Source organism: Paenibacillus sp. FSL L8-0663 (assembly GCF_038008125.1).
Lineage (GTDB): Bacteria > Bacillota > Bacilli > Paenibacillales > Paenibacillaceae > Paenibacillus > Paenibacillus polymyxa_D.
Genome location: NZ_JBBOYM010000001.1, coordinates 3,190,655 through 3,209,617, shown reverse-complemented (window position 1 = coordinate 3,209,617; position 18,963 = coordinate 3,190,655). Strand labels below are relative to the sequence as shown.

The 18,963-nt window shown below is 48.0% G+C and carries 15 protein-coding genes; 14 read left to right on the top strand and 1 reads right to left on the bottom strand.

Annotated features, from left to right (window positions below; genetic code table 11):
- The first annotated feature begins 8 nt into the window (after window positions 1-8).
- Window positions 9-842 (top strand): ABC transporter permease, encoded by an 834-nt coding sequence (locus MKY75_RS13780; RefSeq protein WP_013310592.1) that lies wholly within the window; start codon window positions 9-11, stop codon window positions 840-842.
- Window positions 843-961: 119 nt separating this feature from the next.
- Complete coding sequence (locus tag MKY75_RS13775) at window positions 962-1,918, top strand: aromatic acid exporter family protein (RefSeq protein ID WP_029518125.1); 957 nt, start codon at window positions 962-964, stop codon at window positions 1,916-1,918.
- A gap of 21 nt (window positions 1,919-1,939) precedes the next feature.
- Here the strand turns inward: MKY75_RS13775 and MKY75_RS13770 are convergent, their stop codons facing one another.
- Window positions 1,940-3,256, bottom strand: coding sequence for an amino acid permease (locus MKY75_RS13770; RefSeq protein WP_029518124.1), 1,317 nt, complete (start codon window positions 3,254-3,256; stop codon window positions 1,940-1,942).
- Between the two features lie 115 nt (window positions 3,257-3,371).
- On the opposite strand from MKY75_RS13770, the gene MKY75_RS13765 reads away from it, so the two are divergent.
- From MKY75_RS13765 to MKY75_RS13710, 12 genes are all read left to right on the top strand, one after another.
- Window positions 3,372-4,268 (top strand): LysR family transcriptional regulator, encoded by an 897-nt coding sequence (locus MKY75_RS13765; RefSeq protein ID WP_029518123.1) that lies wholly within the window; start codon window positions 3,372-3,374, stop codon window positions 4,266-4,268.
- Between the two features lie 126 nt (window positions 4,269-4,394).
- The gene (locus MKY75_RS13760) at window positions 4,395-4,952 is read left to right on the top strand and encodes an outer spore coat protein CotE (RefSeq protein ID WP_013310588.1); all 558 of its coding nucleotides are present in this window, start codon (window positions 4,395-4,397) and stop codon (window positions 4,950-4,952) included.
- Window positions 4,953-5,085: 133 nt separating this feature from the next.
- Window positions 5,086-6,318 (top strand): putative amidoligase domain-containing protein, encoded by a 1,233-nt coding sequence (locus tag MKY75_RS13755; RefSeq protein WP_185156335.1) that lies wholly within the window; start codon window positions 5,086-5,088, stop codon window positions 6,316-6,318.
- A gap of 110 nt (window positions 6,319-6,428) precedes the next feature.
- The gene (gene mutS / locus MKY75_RS13750) at window positions 6,429-9,248 is read left to right on the top strand and encodes a DNA mismatch repair protein MutS (protein WP_340885663.1); all 2,820 of its coding nucleotides are present in this window, start codon (window positions 6,429-6,431) and stop codon (window positions 9,246-9,248) included.
- Between the two features lie 63 nt (window positions 9,249-9,311).
- Window positions 9,312-11,486 carry a DNA mismatch repair endonuclease MutL gene (gene mutL, locus MKY75_RS13745; RefSeq protein WP_340885661.1) on the top strand — a complete coding sequence of 725 codons (2,175 nt, stop codon included), beginning with the start codon at window positions 9,312-9,314 and terminating at the stop codon, window positions 11,484-11,486.
- A gap of 12 nt (window positions 11,487-11,498) precedes the next feature.
- The gene (locus MKY75_RS13740; protein WP_340885659.1) at window positions 11,499-12,347 is read left to right on the top strand and encodes a class I SAM-dependent methyltransferase; all 849 of its coding nucleotides are present in this window, start codon (window positions 11,499-11,501) and stop codon (window positions 12,345-12,347) included.
- Window positions 12,331-13,311 carry a tRNA (adenosine(37)-N6)-dimethylallyltransferase MiaA gene (gene miaA / locus MKY75_RS13735; protein ID WP_069010611.1) on the top strand — a complete coding sequence of 327 codons (981 nt, stop codon included), beginning with the start codon at window positions 12,331-12,333 and terminating at the stop codon, window positions 13,309-13,311. The genes MKY75_RS13740 and miaA overlap by 17 nt, the downstream gene beginning before the upstream one ends.
- A 20-nt stretch (window positions 13,312-13,331) precedes the next feature.
- The gene (gene hfq, locus MKY75_RS13730; RefSeq protein WP_029518117.1) at window positions 13,332-13,577 is read left to right on the top strand and encodes an RNA chaperone Hfq; all 246 of its coding nucleotides are present in this window, start codon (window positions 13,332-13,334) and stop codon (window positions 13,575-13,577) included.
- A gap of 190 nt (window positions 13,578-13,767) precedes the next feature.
- Window positions 13,768-16,428: a PBP1A family penicillin-binding protein gene (locus MKY75_RS13725; RefSeq protein ID WP_165146788.1), complete on the top strand. Its 2,661-nt coding sequence runs from the start codon at window positions 13,768-13,770 to the stop codon at window positions 16,426-16,428.
- A 165-nt stretch (window positions 16,429-16,593) separates the two neighbouring features.
- Entirely contained in the window at window positions 16,594-17,151 is a 558-nt protein-coding gene (locus tag MKY75_RS13720; RefSeq protein ID WP_069010609.1) for a DUF402 domain-containing protein, read from the top strand.
- Complete coding sequence (locus MKY75_RS13715) at window positions 17,148-17,843, top strand: YdcF family protein (protein ID WP_029518114.1); 696 nt, start codon at window positions 17,148-17,150, stop codon at window positions 17,841-17,843. The genes MKY75_RS13720 and MKY75_RS13715 overlap by 4 nt, the downstream gene beginning before the upstream one ends.
- A gap of 115 nt (window positions 17,844-17,958) precedes the next feature.
- On the top strand, window positions 17,959-18,942 hold the full coding sequence (locus tag MKY75_RS13710) for an AAA family ATPase (protein ID WP_039271232.1): 984 nt from the start codon (window positions 17,959-17,961) through the stop codon (window positions 18,940-18,942).
- Window positions 18,943-18,963 lie beyond the last annotated feature (21 nt).

Below are 18,963 nucleotides of genomic sequence, written 5' to 3'. Positions count from 1 at the left end.
GTTAACGTATGAAGGACGAAGCGGATCAGCTTGAGCAACGTTGGATTCAAGGACTACATCAGGCGTATTTACGCAGCAGGCGTTCGCAACGATGGTTAGTGACAGGGGTACAGACAGCTATTTTACTGCTTTTGTTTGTATTATGGGAAATTGCAGGTCGATTGAAGTGGATTGATGTACTGTTGTTCAGCTATCCGAGCAAAATTTTCACCCAGATCGGTAAGGATGCGGTCAGTGGTGAATTATGGGGACATGTAGGTGTCACCGTGGGAGAGACGATGGCGGGGTTTTTACTCGGTACACTGTTAGGTACGTTGCTGGCTGTACTTATTTGGTGGTCACCGTTTTTGTCGAGGGTGCTTGACCCCTATATGGTCGTGTTCAACAGTATGCCTAAGGTGGCGCTAGGTCCAATTTTTATCGTTATGTTTGGGGCGGGATTTACTGCTATTCTAATGACAACCCTCTCCATTACGGTCATCATTACGACACTAGTCGTATACAACAGCTTTCAGGAAGTCGATTCGAATCTAATCAAAGTGGTTCGCACGTTTGGCGGATCACGCCGTGATACGTTTCAAAAGGTGATTTTGCCTGCATCCTTTCCTGCAATTGTCTCTACACTGAAAGTGAATGTGGGTATGGCATGGGTTGGCGTGATTGTTGGTGAATTTCTGGTGGCTAAAAACGGCTTAGGCTATTTGATTATCTATGGTTTTCAGGTATTCAATTTCACGCTGGTTATGTCCAGTTTGTTGATCATTGCTGTCGTAGCTACTCTGATGTATCAGGCGGTCGTGTATGTGGAGCATCGCCTGCTTTCGGGTCGTCCTCATCGGTAATAATAAAAGTTCTGAACATTTGTGTAAAACGTGAAAATAAAGTACCATGAAAAATGAAAATACTTAAAATTTATGAAAATGCTAAAACAGATTTCATCCAGAGAGGACAGAATTTTTTCATGGGCTTTCGTACGATTAAAACGGCTATTGCCGCATTAATGGCCGTACTTATTGCGGAGGGTTTTGGCATTCATGGTGCTACCTCAGCAGGGCTTTTAGCGATTTTGGGGGTGGATGTCACACGCAAGAGAAGTCTCCGTACTATTTCGGCGAGATTTTTTGCATCCGTCGTGGGGCTTCTTTTTGCTTGTGTTTTGTTTGTAGTATTCGGATTCCATGATTGGGTACTGGCATTATATATTTTAACGGCGTTTCCAGTCATTGTACGGGTGGGCTTTAAAGAAGGGATTGTCACCGGTTCGGTCGTGGTTTTTCGCGTATTCAGCGGCGGCGTGATTGATATGGAGGTACTGCTGACCCAGCTAGGTCTGCTAGTGATTGGACTGGGTTCCGCAATGATTGTCAATTTAGCCTATATGCCGGGTTCTGATAATACCATGCAACAAATTCGGCAGGAGGTAGATCGGACATTTTCTGTTATATTCAGAAATATGGCCAATACGCTGCGTAGTCCAGCATACATATGGGATGGCAAGGAAGTTATTGAAGCGAACAGCGTGATAGCCAAAGGGGTCACTGAGGCGGGGCGTTCCTTGGAAAATCAGATGCTTCGTCCCCAAGAGGGCTGGAATGTGTATTTTTATATGCGAAAAGAACAGCTGGATTCGATCCAAAACATGATGCAGTTGATCGCACAAATGTATCAGCATATGCCGCAGGCCAAGCTTCTGGCTGAGCTGTTCGACCAGCTTAGCAATGACGTTTTGGCTGGACATTATACGGGACAGACCGAGAAGCTGCTGGAGCAGGTTCGTGAAGAATTTAAAGCCATGGAGCTTCCCGCAACCCGGGAGGAATTTGAGATTCGTTCGGCATTATTACAGCTTACACATGAGCTTCATCAGTATTTGAAAATTGCGAAAAAGGACAAGGCCCCTACTCCAGTAAGAAATTAGAGTAAAGGCCTTGAGCGGCTACTATCCATGACGGACAGTAGCCTTTTCTTGTTCAGTGTCGGTAGAAGCCGGATGGTTTAAAGTCCGTTTGTGCCGAATTCGGTCTGTGATCCATAAGACAGCGGTGATCAGGCAAGGATACAGCATAGCCCATCCGACAAAGGGGAAAACGACCGCTGTAGAGATAAACGATATCCAACTAATGGCAACGCCCCAGCGACTACCACGTAGAAGTTTAATTCCTGCTGCGCAACCGCCGAGATAGGTCAGAATAAAGGTGGCGTTCGGGAACTGGATCAGGTTAGTGAGTGAAACAGTACCACTACCGTACAACACCATAATGATCACGAAGCAGACGCTAAGAAAAGCAATGCCTCCGATAGGGGTGTGGAATCGTTGGGATAACATGCCCATCCAGCGAAAGGCCTGTCCTTGCCGGGATAAAGCATAAGCGACACGTGAAGCGGCACCCACATAAGCAATAATAGTAGCGGTACAAATAAAGATACCCGTCAAGCCTGCAATTATCGCGCCCCATGGCCCAATAGCCCGGCTAATCACCCATACGAGCGAAGCATCCGAACCCCCTGCAAGGTAACTTTGTGTGCCCACAGTAGCCAGCGCTGTTAAGAAATAAAGCAAACCAACAATGACGGCTGCAATGGTCACACCTCTAACGGCCGCCCGCCGGGGATTAGTGAATTCCTCTGACATATGGGACACGGCCTCCCAACCGATAAAGCACCAAAACAGAATCGCGGCCGCTTGACCGACGGAGAGCCAGCCATGTGGAGCAAACGGGGTGAAGTGGATTGTTTTCATCTGAGGAAGTGCTGCGGCAATGGCGAATATAAGGACAGCAACGATAGCTATGACGACTGCGATCTGAATACGTCCCGCGACCTTCATGCCGATCCAATTGATGATCAGGCCCACCGCCAGCATAGCAGCGGCTAACATCATGCGGCTTTCCTCTCCCCAGCCCATGGCTGCGGTCATATAGCCGGCTCCGGTGAGTGCGGCAACAGGAGCCCCAATCGGAACTGACATGAGAAAAAACCACCCGATATAAGCACCGGCACGTGGTGAAAAGGCCAACGTGACAAAATGCGATACTCCACCCGCATTCGGGAATTTGGCGGATAGAAGACCCATAGAAAGTGCCATTGGCAAGATGAGCAGGGTCATAAAACCCCATGCCAGCAGCGATGCCGGTCCCGCCATTTGGGCGGCAAGACCAGGCACAATCAATATTCCCGAACCCAGTACAGCTCCGATATAGAGTGCAATGGCCTGTGGAAGACCAATGGTGGATTGAAGTTTACTTTCACTTGTCATGCAGAAAAGCCTTCTTTCTATTGTTATTTTCTCCAGCTTATCAGATAATCAATCTATCGGAAAAACGGAATATAACGATTGCTTGCATCGAAAAAAACGATTGAAGGAGCGGATTATGGAATCGCGGCATTTGTTTACCTTTTTAAATGTAGTTGAGGCAGGCAGTTTTACGCGAGCAGCGCGTATACTGGATTATGCACAGTCGAGTATCACTGCTCAAATTCAAACGCTGGAGACTGAGTTGGGTACGCCGCTTTTTGATCGCATTGGCAAGAAAATCATGCTGACGGATGCCGGGCGACGTCTGCTGCCCTATGCGCAGGAAATTTCCAAGATGCATGCTATGGCTAAGGATGCGCTTCGTTCAGAAACGGAATTGGCAGGCACGCTGAAAATAGGAGCACCAGAGTCTCTGGCCGCTTTTCGTCTACCGAGTTTGATCCGTGAGTACAGGGAGCGGTATCCGAAGGTTAAAATTGTCCTCAAACCCGGCGAATGCTGGGAATTACGCGATTTGATCCGTTCCGGTGAGCTGGATTTGGCTTTTTTGCTTCAGCCCGAGACAGAGGATAGAGAACTGAATGTCACCACGCTTATTCACGAGCCGATGGCCTTGGTTGCGCCACTCGAGCATTCGCTGGTTACCTATACCCAGGTAGAGCCTGCCGACTTGAAGGATGAAACCATTTTGCATACAGAGGCAGGATGTACGTACCGTATCCTTTTTGAGCAGTATCTGAATAAACACGGTATTTTTTCAGACCCTAGCCTGGAATTTTGGAGTATTGAAGCCATCAAGCAGTGTGTCATGGCTGGGCTGGGTATTGCGTTGCTCCCGCTAGTAACGGTACAAAATGAGCTGCGAGAAGGTAAAATGGCGCGTTTAGCCTGGGATGACAGTGAACAGCAGGTGGCTACTCAGGTCGCTTATCACACGAAAAAGTGGAAATCCCCGGCTCTTAGCGAATTTTTACAGATCGTTGAGCAGCATGTAACACATTGGCGTGCATGAGTTCAAGCCATCACGGCATATGCTTATACAAATAATATTTTTTCCTTTTCGCCTATTCACTCAACATTCGCCCACAACCTGCATACATATGTATGGAATGATTGATTGTATGGAGGAGGTTCAAGAATGGCATTAAGTCATAAAAATCGTAGAGAGATTATTACCAAAGCGATCTGTGGTAAAGGTCGCAGATTCTCTACCGTAACCCATACCGTAACTCCGCCGAATAATCCGACGAGCATTTTAGGGGCATGGATTATTAACCACCAGTATGAAGCTGTGGCGGCGGGGGACGGCATTGAGGTCGTCGGGACGTATGATATCAATATTTGGTACTCATACGATAAAAATTCGCAGACCGATGTTGCCAAGGAAACGGTGTCGTACGTAGAAAATGTGCCGCTCTCGTATCTTGATCCGAAGCACCGGGCGTCTACAGTGGAAGTATCCGCCGAAGCTACACAGGAGCCGAGTTGCGTCGAGGCCAGTGTGTCTTCTGGAGGTGGCAGCGTAATGATCCGGGTCGAGCGGGAATTTGCGGTGGAGCTGGTGGCGGAAACGAAGATTGTTGTAGAAGTATTCCCGAATGGCAGCAGCGATGATTTTGACAAAGACTTTGATTTTGGAGCGGAAGAGGGGGACTATGAGGAGCTCGACCCCGACCTCATTGACGACGAGCTCTGACAGAAGCAACCAAAAAGAGGGCCGCTTTACTCTTGCGCCGGCTGATTCTGCGCAGGGGGCAAAGGCCCTCCTTTTTTGTTGTTGCGGGTTGAAATTGGATTGAAATCCGTACGTAGTTCGTAGGGGGGATATAATGCAGCAGCCAGGACAGGCGCTCATACGCTTCAGGCAGATGCCAAATGATGAAAAAAAGCGTAGACTGGAGCGTTCAGGCATAGCGGTGCAGTGGATGGATAGCAGTATAGCAGATTTTGCGATAGGCTACGCGGTGCAAATCCATCAACTGCGAGTGTTGGAGATTCGTAGGCGTGCCATCGAAGGCCCTTCCAAAGTCCGCGCATACGATCTGTCTGAACTGGATCAACATTCACCGCTCTATGTCCGGATGGAGCGGCTAGCTGTACGTGCGTTGTATACACTGGGTTTGGACAGTGGTGAGGTGATACTGACGCCGCTGGGGGAGCGCAGCTGTCAGGTGCGTGAAGTCTCGGCACAGCCATGGTTGAACGATAGACGTTTGGCCGCGCTATATGAAATTGCTGCGCGCGAAGGGGATGTTGAGGGTGAGAATCTTTCAGCGCAACGAGGGAGAGATCGACTACTCATCGGAATGGACCCTGAATTTGTGCTGATTCGTATGCCAGAGGGACGGGTCGTGCCGGCCTCAAGATATTTGGGTCGTCTCGGCATAGCCGGCTGCGATGCTGTTACGCGTCGAGGACGAACGCTGTATCCAGTCGCTGAGCTTCGTCCAGCGCCGAGTGGAGATCCGGACCGTCTGCTGAAGCACCTGCGTCAAGCTTTTGCAACCGCAGCCCGGCGCATTACCGACCGCACACTCATCTGGCAGGCGGGGGGGATGCCGCAACCGGGTTTTCCACTGGGCGGACATCTGCATTTCAGCGGGGTTGCGCTAAACGGTGCCTTGCTCCGGGCACTGGATAACTATTTGGCACTGCCTTTGGCGCTACTGGAAGACAAGCGTGCGGCCCGGCGCAGACCGCATTATGGCAATTTGGGTGATTTTCGACGTCAGTCGTATGGAGGCTTTGAATATCGTACACTGCCCAGTTTTCTTATCTCGCCACAGCTAGCTAAAGGGGTGATTGGTATGGCGTTTCTCATTGCTACTCAATATCCGCGTTTGCAACGTAGGCCGCTGGGTGAAGAGGAGGCTCACAGAGCCTTTTATGAAGGAAATCAATTTGTGCTTAAGGAGTATATGGAACCTCTTATTTTGGATATGGTTTCACTGGAAATATACTCGCAATATGAAGCTTATGTAGCGCCATTGCTGGACAGCCTCCGCAAGGGGAAGCAGTGGGATGAATCACGGGATTTGCGCCCCTTTTGGAAGCTTACGTAAAATCAAGTGTCGACACCAGGAATGGTTTCATGTTATCGACTGTCATTTTTGATATAATGAGAGATAATTATAAGTTTAAACGGAACAAAGTGTGGGGGTTAGTAAACGGTATGTCTAAATATACACCGATGATTGAGCAGTATTTATCCATAAAAGAGCAGGCTAAAGATGCATTTTTGTTTTTCCGTCTGGGAGATTTTTACGAGATGTTTTTCGATGATGCAATTCTTGCATCCAAGGAGCTGGAAATTACACTTACGGGTCGTGAGGGTGGCGCCACGGAAAAAATTCCGATGTGCGGCGTGCCTTATCATTCAGCGGAAAATTACATACAGCGCCTCATTGAGAAAGGTTATAAAGTGGCCATCTGTGAGCAAATGGAGGAAGCCTCAGCTACGAAGGGGATGGTGCGGCGGGATATTGTCCGCGTTGTGACCCCGGGTACAGTAATGGAAGGCAAGGTGCTGGGTGATAAATCCAACAACTACATGGTATGTGTCACAGAGACGGACGGGATGCTGGCTCTTGCGGCGTGCGACTTGTCAACAGGTGAATTGTATGTGACCTCTGTGCCTGATTCGAAAGAATGGCTACTAGATGAAATAAACATTTATGAGCCGTCCGAAATGTTGGGGGATGGTCATCTGCTTGATTTTGTGGCTTCCCGTATGTCCCCCGTTGGACGGCGTGTTGTGTATACGGCCTGGGACAAATCCAAGGATGATTTGGTTCGGGATCAATTTGGCGAAGCCACGTGGGCAAGGCTTACGGAGGAACGCAGACGGTGCGTATCACGCTTGATTTCCTATTTGAATGAAACGCAAAAAAGATCGTTAGGCCAATTGACCCAAATCTCCGTATATGAGCCAAACCATTTTATGATTCTGGATCCATTTACCCGCAGGAATCTGGAACTGGTGGAGACAGTACGTGAACGCTCCAAGAAAGGCTCGCTGCTGTGGCTGTTGGATCGCACAGAGACTTCCATGGGAGCGCGTCTGTTGCGTCGTTGGATCGACAAACCGTTGTTGAGCAGCAGTCTTATTGAGGAACGCTTGGAAGCAGTGGACAAGCTGTACCACCAGTTTATTTTCCGAGAGGATGTACGTGCTCAGCTTAAAGAGATTTACGATCTGGAGCGTCTGGTTGGGCGGATCGCCTTTGGCAGTGCTAATGCACGTGATCTGATCGCTCTCAAGCTGTCGTTGGCCCGAATTCCTTCTTTACGCGAATTGTGTGCTGAATCTCCTTCGAAGACGCTGAGACGGATTGCACAAACGTTGGATAGCTGTACAGACCTGTGTACATTGATTGAGGAAGCGGTGGCTGATGAACCGCCGATTTCCGTAAGGGATGGAGGTCTTATTAAGGAAGGCTACCATCAGCGTCTGGACGAACTGCGGGAGGCGAGTGTCAACGGTAAGCGTTGGATCGCTGAGCTAGAGGCCAAGGAACGTGCAGCAACCGGCATTCGATCACTTAAAATTGGATATAACAAAGTATTTGGTTATTATATCGAGGTGACCAAATCCAATTTGGCTTCATTACCAGAAGGTCGATATGAACGCAAACAGACGTTGGCGAATGCGGAACGGTATATTACACCGGAGTTGAAGGAAAAGGAATCTCTAATTCTGGAAGCCGAGGATAAAATGGTTGATCTGGAGTACACACTTTTCTCTGAGCTTCGCAGTAAACTAAACGCTGAAATTCCCCGTTTGCAAAAGCTGGCAGAGCAAGTGGCTGAAATTGACGTGTATCAGTCGCTGGCATCGGTTAGCGCGGAACGGGGATTCGTGAAACCTGAGCTGACTACAGGATATGATTTCGTAGTGGAGCAAGGTCGTCATCCCGTGGTGGAGGCCGTAATGAAAGATGGCGGTTTTATCGCCAACAGCACGGTGTTGGAGGAAGCGGATGCGCATATTCTACTTATCACCGGGCCGAACATGGCTGGGAAAAGTACGTATATGCGTCAGGTCGCACTTATTGCAATTATGGCTCAGATTGGCTGCTTTGTCCCTGCTGCACGTGCCAAGGTGCCGATGCTGGATCGCATTTTCACACGGATCGGCGCAGCGGATGATCTCATCGGTGGGCAGAGTACGTTTATGGTCGAAATGGCAGATATCCAAGTAATGACGGACAAAGCAACTCCGCGAAGCTTGATCATTATTGATGAACTGGGACGAGGTACGTCTACCAGTGAAGGAATGGCAATTGCACAGGCAGTCATCGAATTTGTCCATGACACGATCGGCTGTAAGGCACTGGTATCCACGCATTTCCATGAGCTGGCGCATTTGGAGCAAGGCCTGTCTTCGCTGCGAAATTACTCTATGGCCGTGCAGGAAAGCGGCGACAAAGTGAATTTCCTGCGCAAGCTCATACCGGGAGCGGCTAGCAGTAGCTATGGTATTTATTGTGCTCGGCTTGCAGGCTTGCCCAATAACATTATTGAGCGAGCGAATGGACTGCTGAATGGTTTTGAACAGGCAGCGGCTCAAGTAACGGCAGGTACCGAGATAGTAGTAGGAGGGAAGGAAGGGACTGATCTTCGTACAGTTTCAGGGACAGAGGATATTTCTTCTTTGACCAAATATAATTCAGGCCAGACATTGCGAGAAAGCGGAGAAACTGCATCATCAGCTCAGTCTTTATCACAGCAGGCGACCCTGGTAAAAGAAGATACTCTACAGACTGTGGAGGATTCCAGCAGGTTGGAGCAAGGAGCAACCGAAGTGGTACAGCTGTCCATTTTTGGAGAGCAGGAGCTTGCCACCTCCAAGCCCCACGCAGAGACAGTAGAGACGAATCCAATTGTGCGCCAAATTTTGCGCAAGGTGAAGAATGCTGATGTCATGAATATGACTCCTTTACAGGCAATGCAGCTATTAAATGATCTTAAAAATAAGGCCAATGGCCTGTAGTTAAAATAAGTGACATTATTCTTATTTTTCATCGCACTTTGAAGTCAGGAGGAGGTTAAAAGGATGTCTAAAATTCGGGTACTGGATGAACATATTGCGAACCAGATTGCTGCCGGTGAGGTCGTGGAGCGTCCAGCCTCCGTCGTGAAGGAACTGGTGGAAAATGCGATTGATGCAGGCGGTACGCGGGTGGACGTATGGGTAGAAGAGGGCGGCTTGCAAAGTATCCGGGTGACGGATAATGGAAGTGGCATTGAGCCTGAAGACGTGGAAACGGCATTCTATCGGCACGCGACAAGTAAAATTGGACATGGTCGCGACCTGTTTCAGATCACAAGTCTCGGCTTTCGGGGAGAGGCGTTGCCAAGTATTGCGGCAGTATCGAAAGTAGAGTTGCTTACAGCAGCCGGAGATGACGGGCGTGCCCGTAAATTAGTGATTGAAGGCGGTAAGCTGTTACTTCACGAGGATGCTGCTAGTAGGCAAGGGACGGATTTTACCGTACGGGAGCTGTTTTATAATACACCTGCAAGGCTGAAATATATGAAAACAATCCAGACCGAGCTGGGACACATTTCGGATGTATTGTACCGAATGGCGCTTTCGCACCCGGAAGTGGCCTTCACATTGCGGCATAATGGCAATACATTGCTGCAAACGCTGGGCAATGGTGATTTGCTGCAGGTGATTGCCGCTATTTACGGAACTTCTGCGGCGAAATCCATGCTGCTGCTAGAAGGAGAGAGCCTGGATTACCGAATTAGTGGCTATGTCAGTCGCCCAGAGTGGACGAGATCAAATCGCAATGCGATCTCGACAGTAGTGAATGGACGTTTTGTACGAAGCTACGGGCTTAATCAGGCGTTGCTCAAGGCGTATCATACCTTGTTGCCGATCAATCGTTTTCCGCTGGCTGTGATCCAACTGGAAATGCATCCTTCTCTGGTGGATGTTAACGTTCATCCTGCCAAGCTGGAGGTAAGGTTCAGTAAAGAAGCTGAACTGTTTCAGCTGGTTGAAGATTCGGTAAAAGCTGTCTTAGGGCAGCAAGTGCTGATTCCGAAGGCAGTCAAGCGCGAGATCGGTGGCAAGGACAGTGGCTCGTTTGTGCAGGAGCAGTTTCACTTCTCGAAGGGAAATGGTGCGGAAGGGGATGCTCCTTCCGGCAAAGACCGGGGGGGAGCACTGCCACCTTCCGTGACTTCGCCGGAGAGCCAGGAATCGCGCCAATCCAATTACTTGAACAGGAACGAAGAGAATAACAGGGGTAGCCAGGAGCGTGAGCAACGTCCGAGCAGGGATAGTCTCTCAGCCATTGGACGGGCAAACAATCTTTCAGGTAAAAGTATTAATGATGATGAACTGGATGCAGATTTTGTGGAAGAAAACAACGGGAGTGAAGTTAAAGGGGAAGTGCCGCTCCCTGATGGGGCGACCGTACAGTCGTCCGAAGGAGATAATGCTGCAATAGGCACATCTTCTTTATACAGTGGAGGGATAAAGGAAACGGCTGCTTCTGCTACTTACCCATCTTCTGTGCCGCCGATTGCAGGACAAGCTACGGATTCCCGTCATTTCGCGGATCAGAAGCCGCGCCTGCAACGTCTGGATGCGGAGCAATTGGCAGCGGTGTCGGGAGAAGTTCCAGAGCTGCCCACTTTTCCTGAACTGAATTTAATCGGTCAGCACCATGGGACATATCTGATTGCGCAGAACGACCAGGGCTTGTATTTAATTGATCAACATGCCGCACATGAACGAGTCAATTATGAATTTTATTATGAAAAATTCGGCAATCCTGAGTCAGTATCGCAGGAGCTGCTACTGCCAATTACACTGGATTTTACGCCTTCCGAAACGGAAAAGTTGAAAACAAGGCTGCACTGGTTTGAACAGGCGGGGGTGTATCTGGAGCATTTTGGCGGTCAAACCTTCCGTGTCAGCTCTTACCCGTACTGGCTTCCCCAAGGGGAAGAAGCGGATGTCATTGAGGAAATGGCCGGATGGGTGCTGGAGGAAAGAGCCATTGATCTTGCTAAGCTGCGGGAAGCAGCCTCAATCATGTGCTCCTGCCGGGCTTCGATTAAAGCAAACCAGAAGCTGACTGATCGGCAGGCTATTGTGCTGCTAGAGCGTTTGGCAGCGTGCAAACAACCTTATACTTGCCCTCATGGGCGACCTATTGTGGTTTCCTTTTCCACATATGATTTAGAGAAGCTGTTTAAAAGAGTAATGTAAGGGAGTATATATATGTTGCAGGATCGGGAAAACCGTGAAGAAGAGCAGTCGAGCCTACGGGAAAAGCAAGTCGAATTACTCGTCACGACAGGGGATTCCCCCTCGGCTGAGGTTGTGGAGCGAGCGAAGTTGCTTGCAGCCGAGTTAGGGGCGCTGTATGCCCCTCGTCGTGGCATATCGGTAGCTAAGCTAATTGCGGCTCACAGAGCCCGTCATGCGTTGGTTCTGGTGCAGGGCGGAGTAAGGCTGATTAGCCCAGAACAACCACCGATGGCTTTTCACCCCAGTATGGGCTTCATTCGCGCCAAACGGGTATTAAAGGGTGAACCTGACCCGATGTTGACGGCTGCCCGGATCGTCCCGGGTGATACCGTGCTGGATTGCACTGCAGGACTTGGTACGGATTCTCTTCTATTTTCAATTGGAACGGGAAGCTCTGGACAAGTCACGGCTGTGGAGAGTTCTTTCCCCGTCTACGCTTTAATCAAGGATGGAATGAGGCATTACCGTTCCGGCAACGCTGAAGTAGATAAAGCCTTTTCCAACATTGACGTTCGTTTTGGTCATCATTTGGACTATTTGCGTAGTTTGCCGGATCGCAGTATAGATATTATTTATTTTGACCCTATGTTTCGTGATCCGTTGCTCGATTCCAGCGCAATTGGTCCATTGAGAGGGTTGGCAAATCCAGACGCGTTGAGTGAGGAAAGTATTGTTCATGCGAAACGGATTGCACGAAAAACAATTGTATTAAAAGAAAAACGGGGTAGCGGGGAATTTGCCCGCCTCGGCTTCCGTGTAGAGCAGCGGGGCACAACGAAAACAGTGTACGGAGTGATCGATATTGACAGTGGCACCTAAGCCTAAACTACTCGTTCTTGTTGGCCCGACTGCGGTTGGCAAGACGAAACTAAGCATTGAGATGGCTCGACAATTTGACGCGGAAATTATTTCCGGGGATTCCATGCAGGTATACCGTCATATGGACGTTGGAACTGCCAAAATTTCCGAACAGGAAATGGAAGGAATCAAGCACCATTTAATTGATATTCATGAGCCTGAATACCCATATTCAGTAGCCCAATTTCAGGAGGACTGTCGTCGTCTCATACCTGATATTCAATCTAGAGGAAAGCTACCGTTTATCGTAGGCGGAACAGGTTTATATGTAGAATCAGTCTGCTATGAATACCAGTTTTCCGAGGTAGGGGCTGACGAAGCTTTTCGTCAGGAGCAGCTGGACTATGCCGAACAGTTTGGAGCTGACGCGCTTCATGCGCGACTACAGGCGGTTGATCCCGAAAGTGCACTTCGTTTGCATCCTAATGATCGTCGTCGTGTCGTTCGGGCACTGGAAATTTACCATGTTAGCGGAACGACACTTAGCTCTCAACTTGCCAGTCAAAAAAAGGAATCTCCCTACCAACTCTGCATCGTAGGTTTGACAATGGATAGGCAAATGCTATATAAACGTATTGAAGACCGAATTGACGGGATGCTCGATCAAGGGCTTGTTGCTGAGGTAACCTCCTTAATGGAACGGGGAGTGCGAAGCGATGCCATCTCCATGCAAGGTCTAGGCTATAAAGAGATATCCTCCTACCTGCGGGGAGAGGTGTCTTTGGAAGAGGCGGTGACTTGGCTAAAACGGGATACGCGTCATTTTGCGAAGCGACAGCTCTCGTGGTTTCGCCATATGAAGGATATCCAGTGGGTAGATGTCACTGATTTCGGAAATTTTTCTGCTCATGCAGCCCAAATACACGAAATTATAGCAGGAAAGTTCCGGACAGACCTTGAATATACTTCAAAACAATCCAAATGATTATTGGGGGTACGGCTAAAATGAACAAGTCCATTAATATCCAAGATACGTTTCTGAATCAATTGCGCAAGGATTCTATACCTGTAACGGTATACCTCATCAATGGATTTCAGGTGCGAGGGACGATTAAAGCATTTGACAATTTTACGATTGTGATCGACTCGGATGGAAAGCAGCAGCTGATTTACAAGCATGCCATCTCCACCTTTACACCGCAACGCAATGTATCGCTTGTACAGCAACAGGATAGCGCTAGCGATAACTGATTACGGCTTGACGGTCGTCCGGGTTCATGAAACTTTTCAGGCGTCCGTCTCGTCTAACTGTATAGGAATGTGACCGGGAGCAACCTGATCAGGGTTGTTCTTTTCATTCCGTTTACTTTCAAGCTGCCGACAGCAAGCTTTAAGCTTATGTTAGGTACCATATGATTATTCGCGAAAGGGAGTCAGGGGAATGCCAAACGATTCATTGTCCAGATCCGGCAATCGCAATAGAAACACATCTAAAGAGAAGCCGAAGGGCAAGAAAAAGAAAATTACAGGTAAGCGAATTGGATGGACGCTGTTTATTACCGCGGCGGTAGCTATATTTTGCGCACTTGGTGGCTATTTATTTGTCATGGTAAATGGCGAAAAAATTTACGATGCGAACAAGGACAAAATCACAGTGAATGAGACATCAAAGGTTTATGACCGCAACGGTGTGCTCATGGGTGAGTTGTCTGTGCAAAAAAGTGATCCTGTCAAAAGTGAAGAAATACCAGACTTGCTCAAAAAAGCTTTTATTGCAACCGAGGATAAGCGTTTTATGGAACATCAAGGAGTTGATATTTGGTCTATCGGCCGGGCAGCCGTTAAGGATATCGTGGCCCGTTCGGCAGTGGAGGGCGGCAGTACGCTAACTCAGCAGCTGGCCAAAAACTTGTTTTTGACACGCGACAAAACCTTTTTCCGTAAAGCGACAGAGGTGTCCATCGCAATGGCGCTGGAGCGGAGGTTGACTAAAGATGAAATTATTACTCTCTACTTAAATCGGATTTGGTTTGGACGCTCCTATTCTGGAATTAAGGCAGCGTCGGAAGGTTATTTTGGGCAAACCAACTTAAAAGAATTAAAATTGTGGCAAATTGCTACACTGGCAGCTATTCCGAAAGGGCCATCCAAGTATAATCCGATCAGTAACCCGGAGAACTCGAAGGCACGACGTGCGGTGGTTCTCCAGCTGATGTTTGAGCAGGGGATGATTGGAAAGCAAGAGATGGAAGAGGCCAAGGCTGTAAATTACAATTACAAACAACCAGAAAAAGTTCAAAAGTATCAAAATTTTATGGAATACGTCATGGATGAGGCAGAGGATGCACTGCCAGGAGTTAGCGGCAATGATCTGATTATTGGCGGTTACAAAATTCATACCACAATGGATGCCCAGGCTCAAAATGCGCTGGATCAGGCGATGGCAGATGATGACATGTTCGAAAAAAGTCCTGACGATCAGCCGGTTCAAGCTTCGATGGTCATTATTAACAACCAGACAGGTGGAATTGCCGCTATGGCACCCGGACGGGATTACAAAAAGGGAACCTTCAATCGTGCGACACAGAGCCGCAGACAGCCAGGATCGGCCTTCAAGCCGATTGTAGCCTATGCGCCAGCTCTCGAATCCGGTAAATTTACGATGGATACTCCTTTGAGTAACGAACGCCAGAGCTTTAACGGATACAGTCCGAAAAACTTGCATGGTTACTCGTCGACCATCAGCATGCTCGACGCGATTACGAAGTCTGAAAATATTCCGCCTGTATGGTTGCTGAACCAAATCGGTGTGGAAAAAGGGGTTCAATTTGCCGAGAGCGTAGGCATTCCGATGGACAAAAACGATCACTCACTTGCTATCGCATTGGGTGGATTAAGCAAAGGGACGAATACCCTTGAAATGGCGCAGGCGTACAGCTCATTTGCCAATAAAGGACAATTCCAAAAGGCTTATTCTATTAAGCAAATTAACAATAGTGATGATCAAGTAGTTTATACTCATGAAGAGGAAACTAAATCTGTAATGAGTGAAAAAACGGCTTATGAAATGACAAAAATGATGCAAAATGTAGTCAATAGCGGCACAGGTCGCAAAGCACGCATTGACTGGCCTGTAGCCGGTAAAACGGGTACGACCCAAAGTGGAATTAGCGGTAATAGTGGTAACCGGGACATCTGGTTTGTCGGTTATACGCCAGAATATACCGGAGCAGTATGGATGGGTTATGATAAGCCGGACAGTAAACATATGCTCAGAAACTATAGTGGGCAGTCGGCAGCCTTTTTCGGAAGGGTCATGGGTGAAGCTCTCAAGGGGCATCCGGTTACGCAATTCAGCGAGCCGAAGGGATATGAACCACCAGTTGAGCAGAAGCCAGAAGAGCCGGTTCAGGCTACCGCTCCAAGCGGACTGAGCGGGTCTTATAGTCAGGACACCCAAATTGTATCGTTGTCCTGGAATGCGGCAGAGGGAGACAATGTACAATACCGTGTTTATCGTAAAGAGTCTTCCGAAGGAAGCTTCAGGACGATTATGGAGGCGATGAGAGGCACGAGTGGCGAAGATACGTCTCCTGTAGCTGGAAAAACGTATCAATACTATGTCGTAGCTTATGGAACGGATGGTAAAGAATCCGCAGCTTCGAATACGATTAGTGTAGAAATTCCGACAGAGACTACTCCGATAGATCCGCAGCTAGGAAATGATCCTAATCAGGATGGAACTGTACCGGATAATGGCGAGAATATAGATGGTCAGGACGGCACAGACCAGGGGAATACGACTCCTGGAGGTACTGATAACGGTACTGGTTCTGACCAAGTACCAACGTCTCCTGGAGGTAACAATGGAAATGGTACTGGAGGCACAGGCAACAGTAACGACAATTTTGGGAACGGAAACGATACAAATACGGGGAATGGTCAGACGACTACGCCGGATTCAGGTATAACTGATGAAAATACTATGACCAATCCAGAAAATACAGATGCATCTACCACAGGTGCTATTATGGATGGAAGTCAGGAAAGCAAATCCAACGGTCATTCAAACTCCAATCGTGGACGTCACAACCGGGATTAGCAAATATGTTTTATGTAAGATGATATTGGCTTCAAATCAAAGGTATTTTCGGACTGTTTTGACAGTCTGAAAATACCTTTTTTGCTGTAATACAGGGGTTCTTTTTGAGTGTACAGTTTAAATATGGTAAGCTGGTTTTACCAATGTTGGAGAGGAACATCATTTATGAAGCGCAAATTCGGAGACCGGGCCAACTGGCGCAGAATCACCAATCGCAAGTTTGCTTGCCGGTATGTAGAAAGTGACGCGTTTACAGGATATATGACCCTGTATACCATTTTGAGTCTCAAGGAGCCGTTATGGAAGAGTTACGGTGGTCATACGTTTTGCATAGCCGATAAAGGATATTCCTGGCTGCAATATTATCCAAAAGGTGAGCACTATGTGGTGACTGCTATGTTTGACAATCGGGAGCAAATCGTTGAATGGTATATTGATACCTGCCGAAATCAGGGTGTGACTGATCAAGGAGTCCCTTGGTTTGACGATCTGTATTTGGATGTTGTGGTGCTTAAAAACGGTGAAATCTTCCTGGTGGATGAGGATGAATTGGAGGAGGCATTACAACGGGGGCATATCTCAACGCAAGAGGCAGAATTGGCTAACCGTACAGCGGCTGATGTGTTACATCAGATAGATGCCCACGTGTTCCCTTATTTTAAAATGTCGCTGAAACACCGATCAGAATGGTTTCACAACGGTGATTTCAAGAGAGAACGGTGAAAGTTTTGCAGTGGATTAAAGACATCGGGCCCCAACGCCCTGAGTTGAAAAGCAGGCAGAGTCGCCTTAAGAAAATATCTATGGTAACCAAGCGTCTTGTACTTTCTTTGATAATTTTCATTTTGATCGGATTGGTATGGGCAGGAATCCGAGTGTGGAACATGAATACGGCCGCCTCTACCACTCCGCTCCAGCAAGTGCAAATTGGTATCGTATTAGGTGCTTCTATGTGGGGGGCTGAGCCCAGTCCTGGATTGAAGGAAAGGCTGGAAGAAGCCTTGCGCTTATACCGCAACGGGACGGTACAGCATCTAATTGTAAGTGGTGGACTGGATAAACCCGATTTTCCGTATACGGAGGCTGAGGGCATGCAACGCTATTTGGTAGATAGAGGGGTCCCTGTACAGCATATTGTGTTGGAAAACCATGCGACCAGTACTTACGAAAATCTGCTCTATAGCCAGCGCATTATGAAGGAATATGGATGGACCTCTACCGTGATCATCACACATAGCTATCATGGCCCTCGGGCGATGGAGATTGCTCAATTCTTAAAGTTTGATCATCCTCAGATGGCTCTGACGGAATCTAAAGTGCTGAATATGCCAATTCATCAATCAAGAGAAGTATTGGCATACGCTAAATGGACGCTGCAACGGTGGTGGATCAGCGCTCAAACTTGGGTTGCCTGAATTAAAGAAAAGGCTTTGTGCACGTTCCCGTTGCTTTTATGCTAATAAGGACATGCCAGACCGAATACATTAATAGGGTAAGCTGTGCCTGAAGAAATGTTGAGGTGATGGATGCATGAACGGACGGGGAATCGCCGCGGGCAAGCGGTCGGAGGAGAGACCTTCCAGACAAATTAATGTCGTGCTGCGTAGCCCGGAGCCGATAGCTTCGGTGACTGTGGACGAGACGGAAGTAGTGGCTTCAACCAAGTCACAGGCGCTACCGCAGTATCTCAGTCTTTATCAGGAAATTCAGAAAGAACTCGATCATCTCGTCGGCTTGGATAACATCAAAGACCTGGTATTTGAGGTATATGCCTTTTTGCAGATCGCCCATATGCGCACGGATGCAGGACTGTTGAGCAATGCCCACGTGTATCACATGATTTTTAAAGGAAATCCAGGTACAGGGAAAACGACAGTGGCCCGCATTATCGCTAAAATGCTGCAAAAAATGGGGGTACTGAGCAAAGGTCATCTGATTGAGGTGGAGAGGGCTGATCTGGTCGGTGAGTATATTGGCCACACGGCGCAAAAAACGCGAGATCTGGTAAAGAAATCTCTTGGCGGCGTGTTGTTCATTGATGAGGCTTACAGTTTGGCACGCGGAGGGGAAAAGGATTTTGGAAAAGAAGCGATTGATACCTTGGTAAAGTCCATGGAAGATCAAAAAAATCAATTTATTTTGATTCTCGCTGGATACTCGGGGGAAATGGACTTTTTTTTACGAACGAATCCTGGTCTTCCTTCTCGCTTTCCAATCCAGTTGGATTTTCCTGATTATACTGTGGATCAGCTCATCCAAATTTCCGAGATGATGGCCAAGGAGCGGGATTATATTCTCATGCCTCAGTCCATAATTAAAATGAAGGAGCATTTGCTAAACGAGCGTAATGACAGTCTTCATGCATTTAGTAATGCACGCTATGTTCGTAATGTGATTGAAAAAGCGATTCGGCACCAAGCTGTCAGGTTGCTTAATCAGTACAGGAGCGGGCAACCCGGCAAACAGGAATTGATGACGCTGCGTCCAGAGGATTTGAAAATGGATAAAAGATAGGCGATAATAGGAATCTGAATC

Excerpts from the sequence above, each read along its gene's own strand:
- MKY75_RS13725 (WP_165146788.1), top strand. The coding sequence starts at position 13,768 with ATGCCAAACGATTCATTGTCCAGATCCGGCAATCGCAATAGAAACACA.
- MKY75_RS13760 (WP_013310588.1), top strand. The coding sequence starts at position 4,395 with ATGGCATTAAGTCATAAAAATCGTAGAGAGATTATTACCAAAGCGATC.
- mutL (WP_340885661.1), top strand. The coding sequence starts at position 9,312 with ATGTCTAAAATTCGGGTACTGGATGAACATATTGCGAACCAGATTGCT.
- MKY75_RS13780 (WP_013310592.1), top strand. The coding sequence starts at position 9 with ATGAAGGACGAAGCGGATCAGCTTGAGCAACGTTGGATTCAAGGACTA.
- hfq (WP_029518117.1), top strand. The coding sequence starts at position 13,332 with ATGAACAAGTCCATTAATATCCAAGATACGTTTCTGAATCAATTGCGC.
- MKY75_RS13740 (WP_340885659.1), top strand. The coding sequence starts at position 11,499 with ATGTTGCAGGATCGGGAAAACCGTGAAGAAGAGCAGTCGAGCCTACGG.
- MKY75_RS13770 (WP_029518124.1), bottom strand. The coding sequence starts at position 3,256 with ATGACAAGTGAAAGTAAACTTCAATCCACCATTGGTCTTCCACAGGCC.
- MKY75_RS13720 (WP_069010609.1), top strand. The coding sequence starts at position 16,594 with ATGAAGCGCAAATTCGGAGACCGGGCCAACTGGCGCAGAATCACCAAT.
- MKY75_RS13775 (WP_029518125.1), top strand. The coding sequence starts at position 962 with ATGGGCTTTCGTACGATTAAAACGGCTATTGCCGCATTAATGGCCGTA.
- mutS (WP_340885663.1), top strand. The coding sequence starts at position 6,429 with ATGTCTAAATATACACCGATGATTGAGCAGTATTTATCCATAAAAGAG.
- MKY75_RS13765 (WP_029518123.1), top strand. The coding sequence starts at position 3,372 with ATGGAATCGCGGCATTTGTTTACCTTTTTAAATGTAGTTGAGGCAGGC.
- MKY75_RS13755 (WP_185156335.1), top strand. The coding sequence starts at position 5,086 with ATGCAGCAGCCAGGACAGGCGCTCATACGCTTCAGGCAGATGCCAAAT.
- MKY75_RS13710 (WP_039271232.1), top strand. The coding sequence starts at position 17,959 with ATGAACGGACGGGGAATCGCCGCGGGCAAGCGGTCGGAGGAGAGACCT.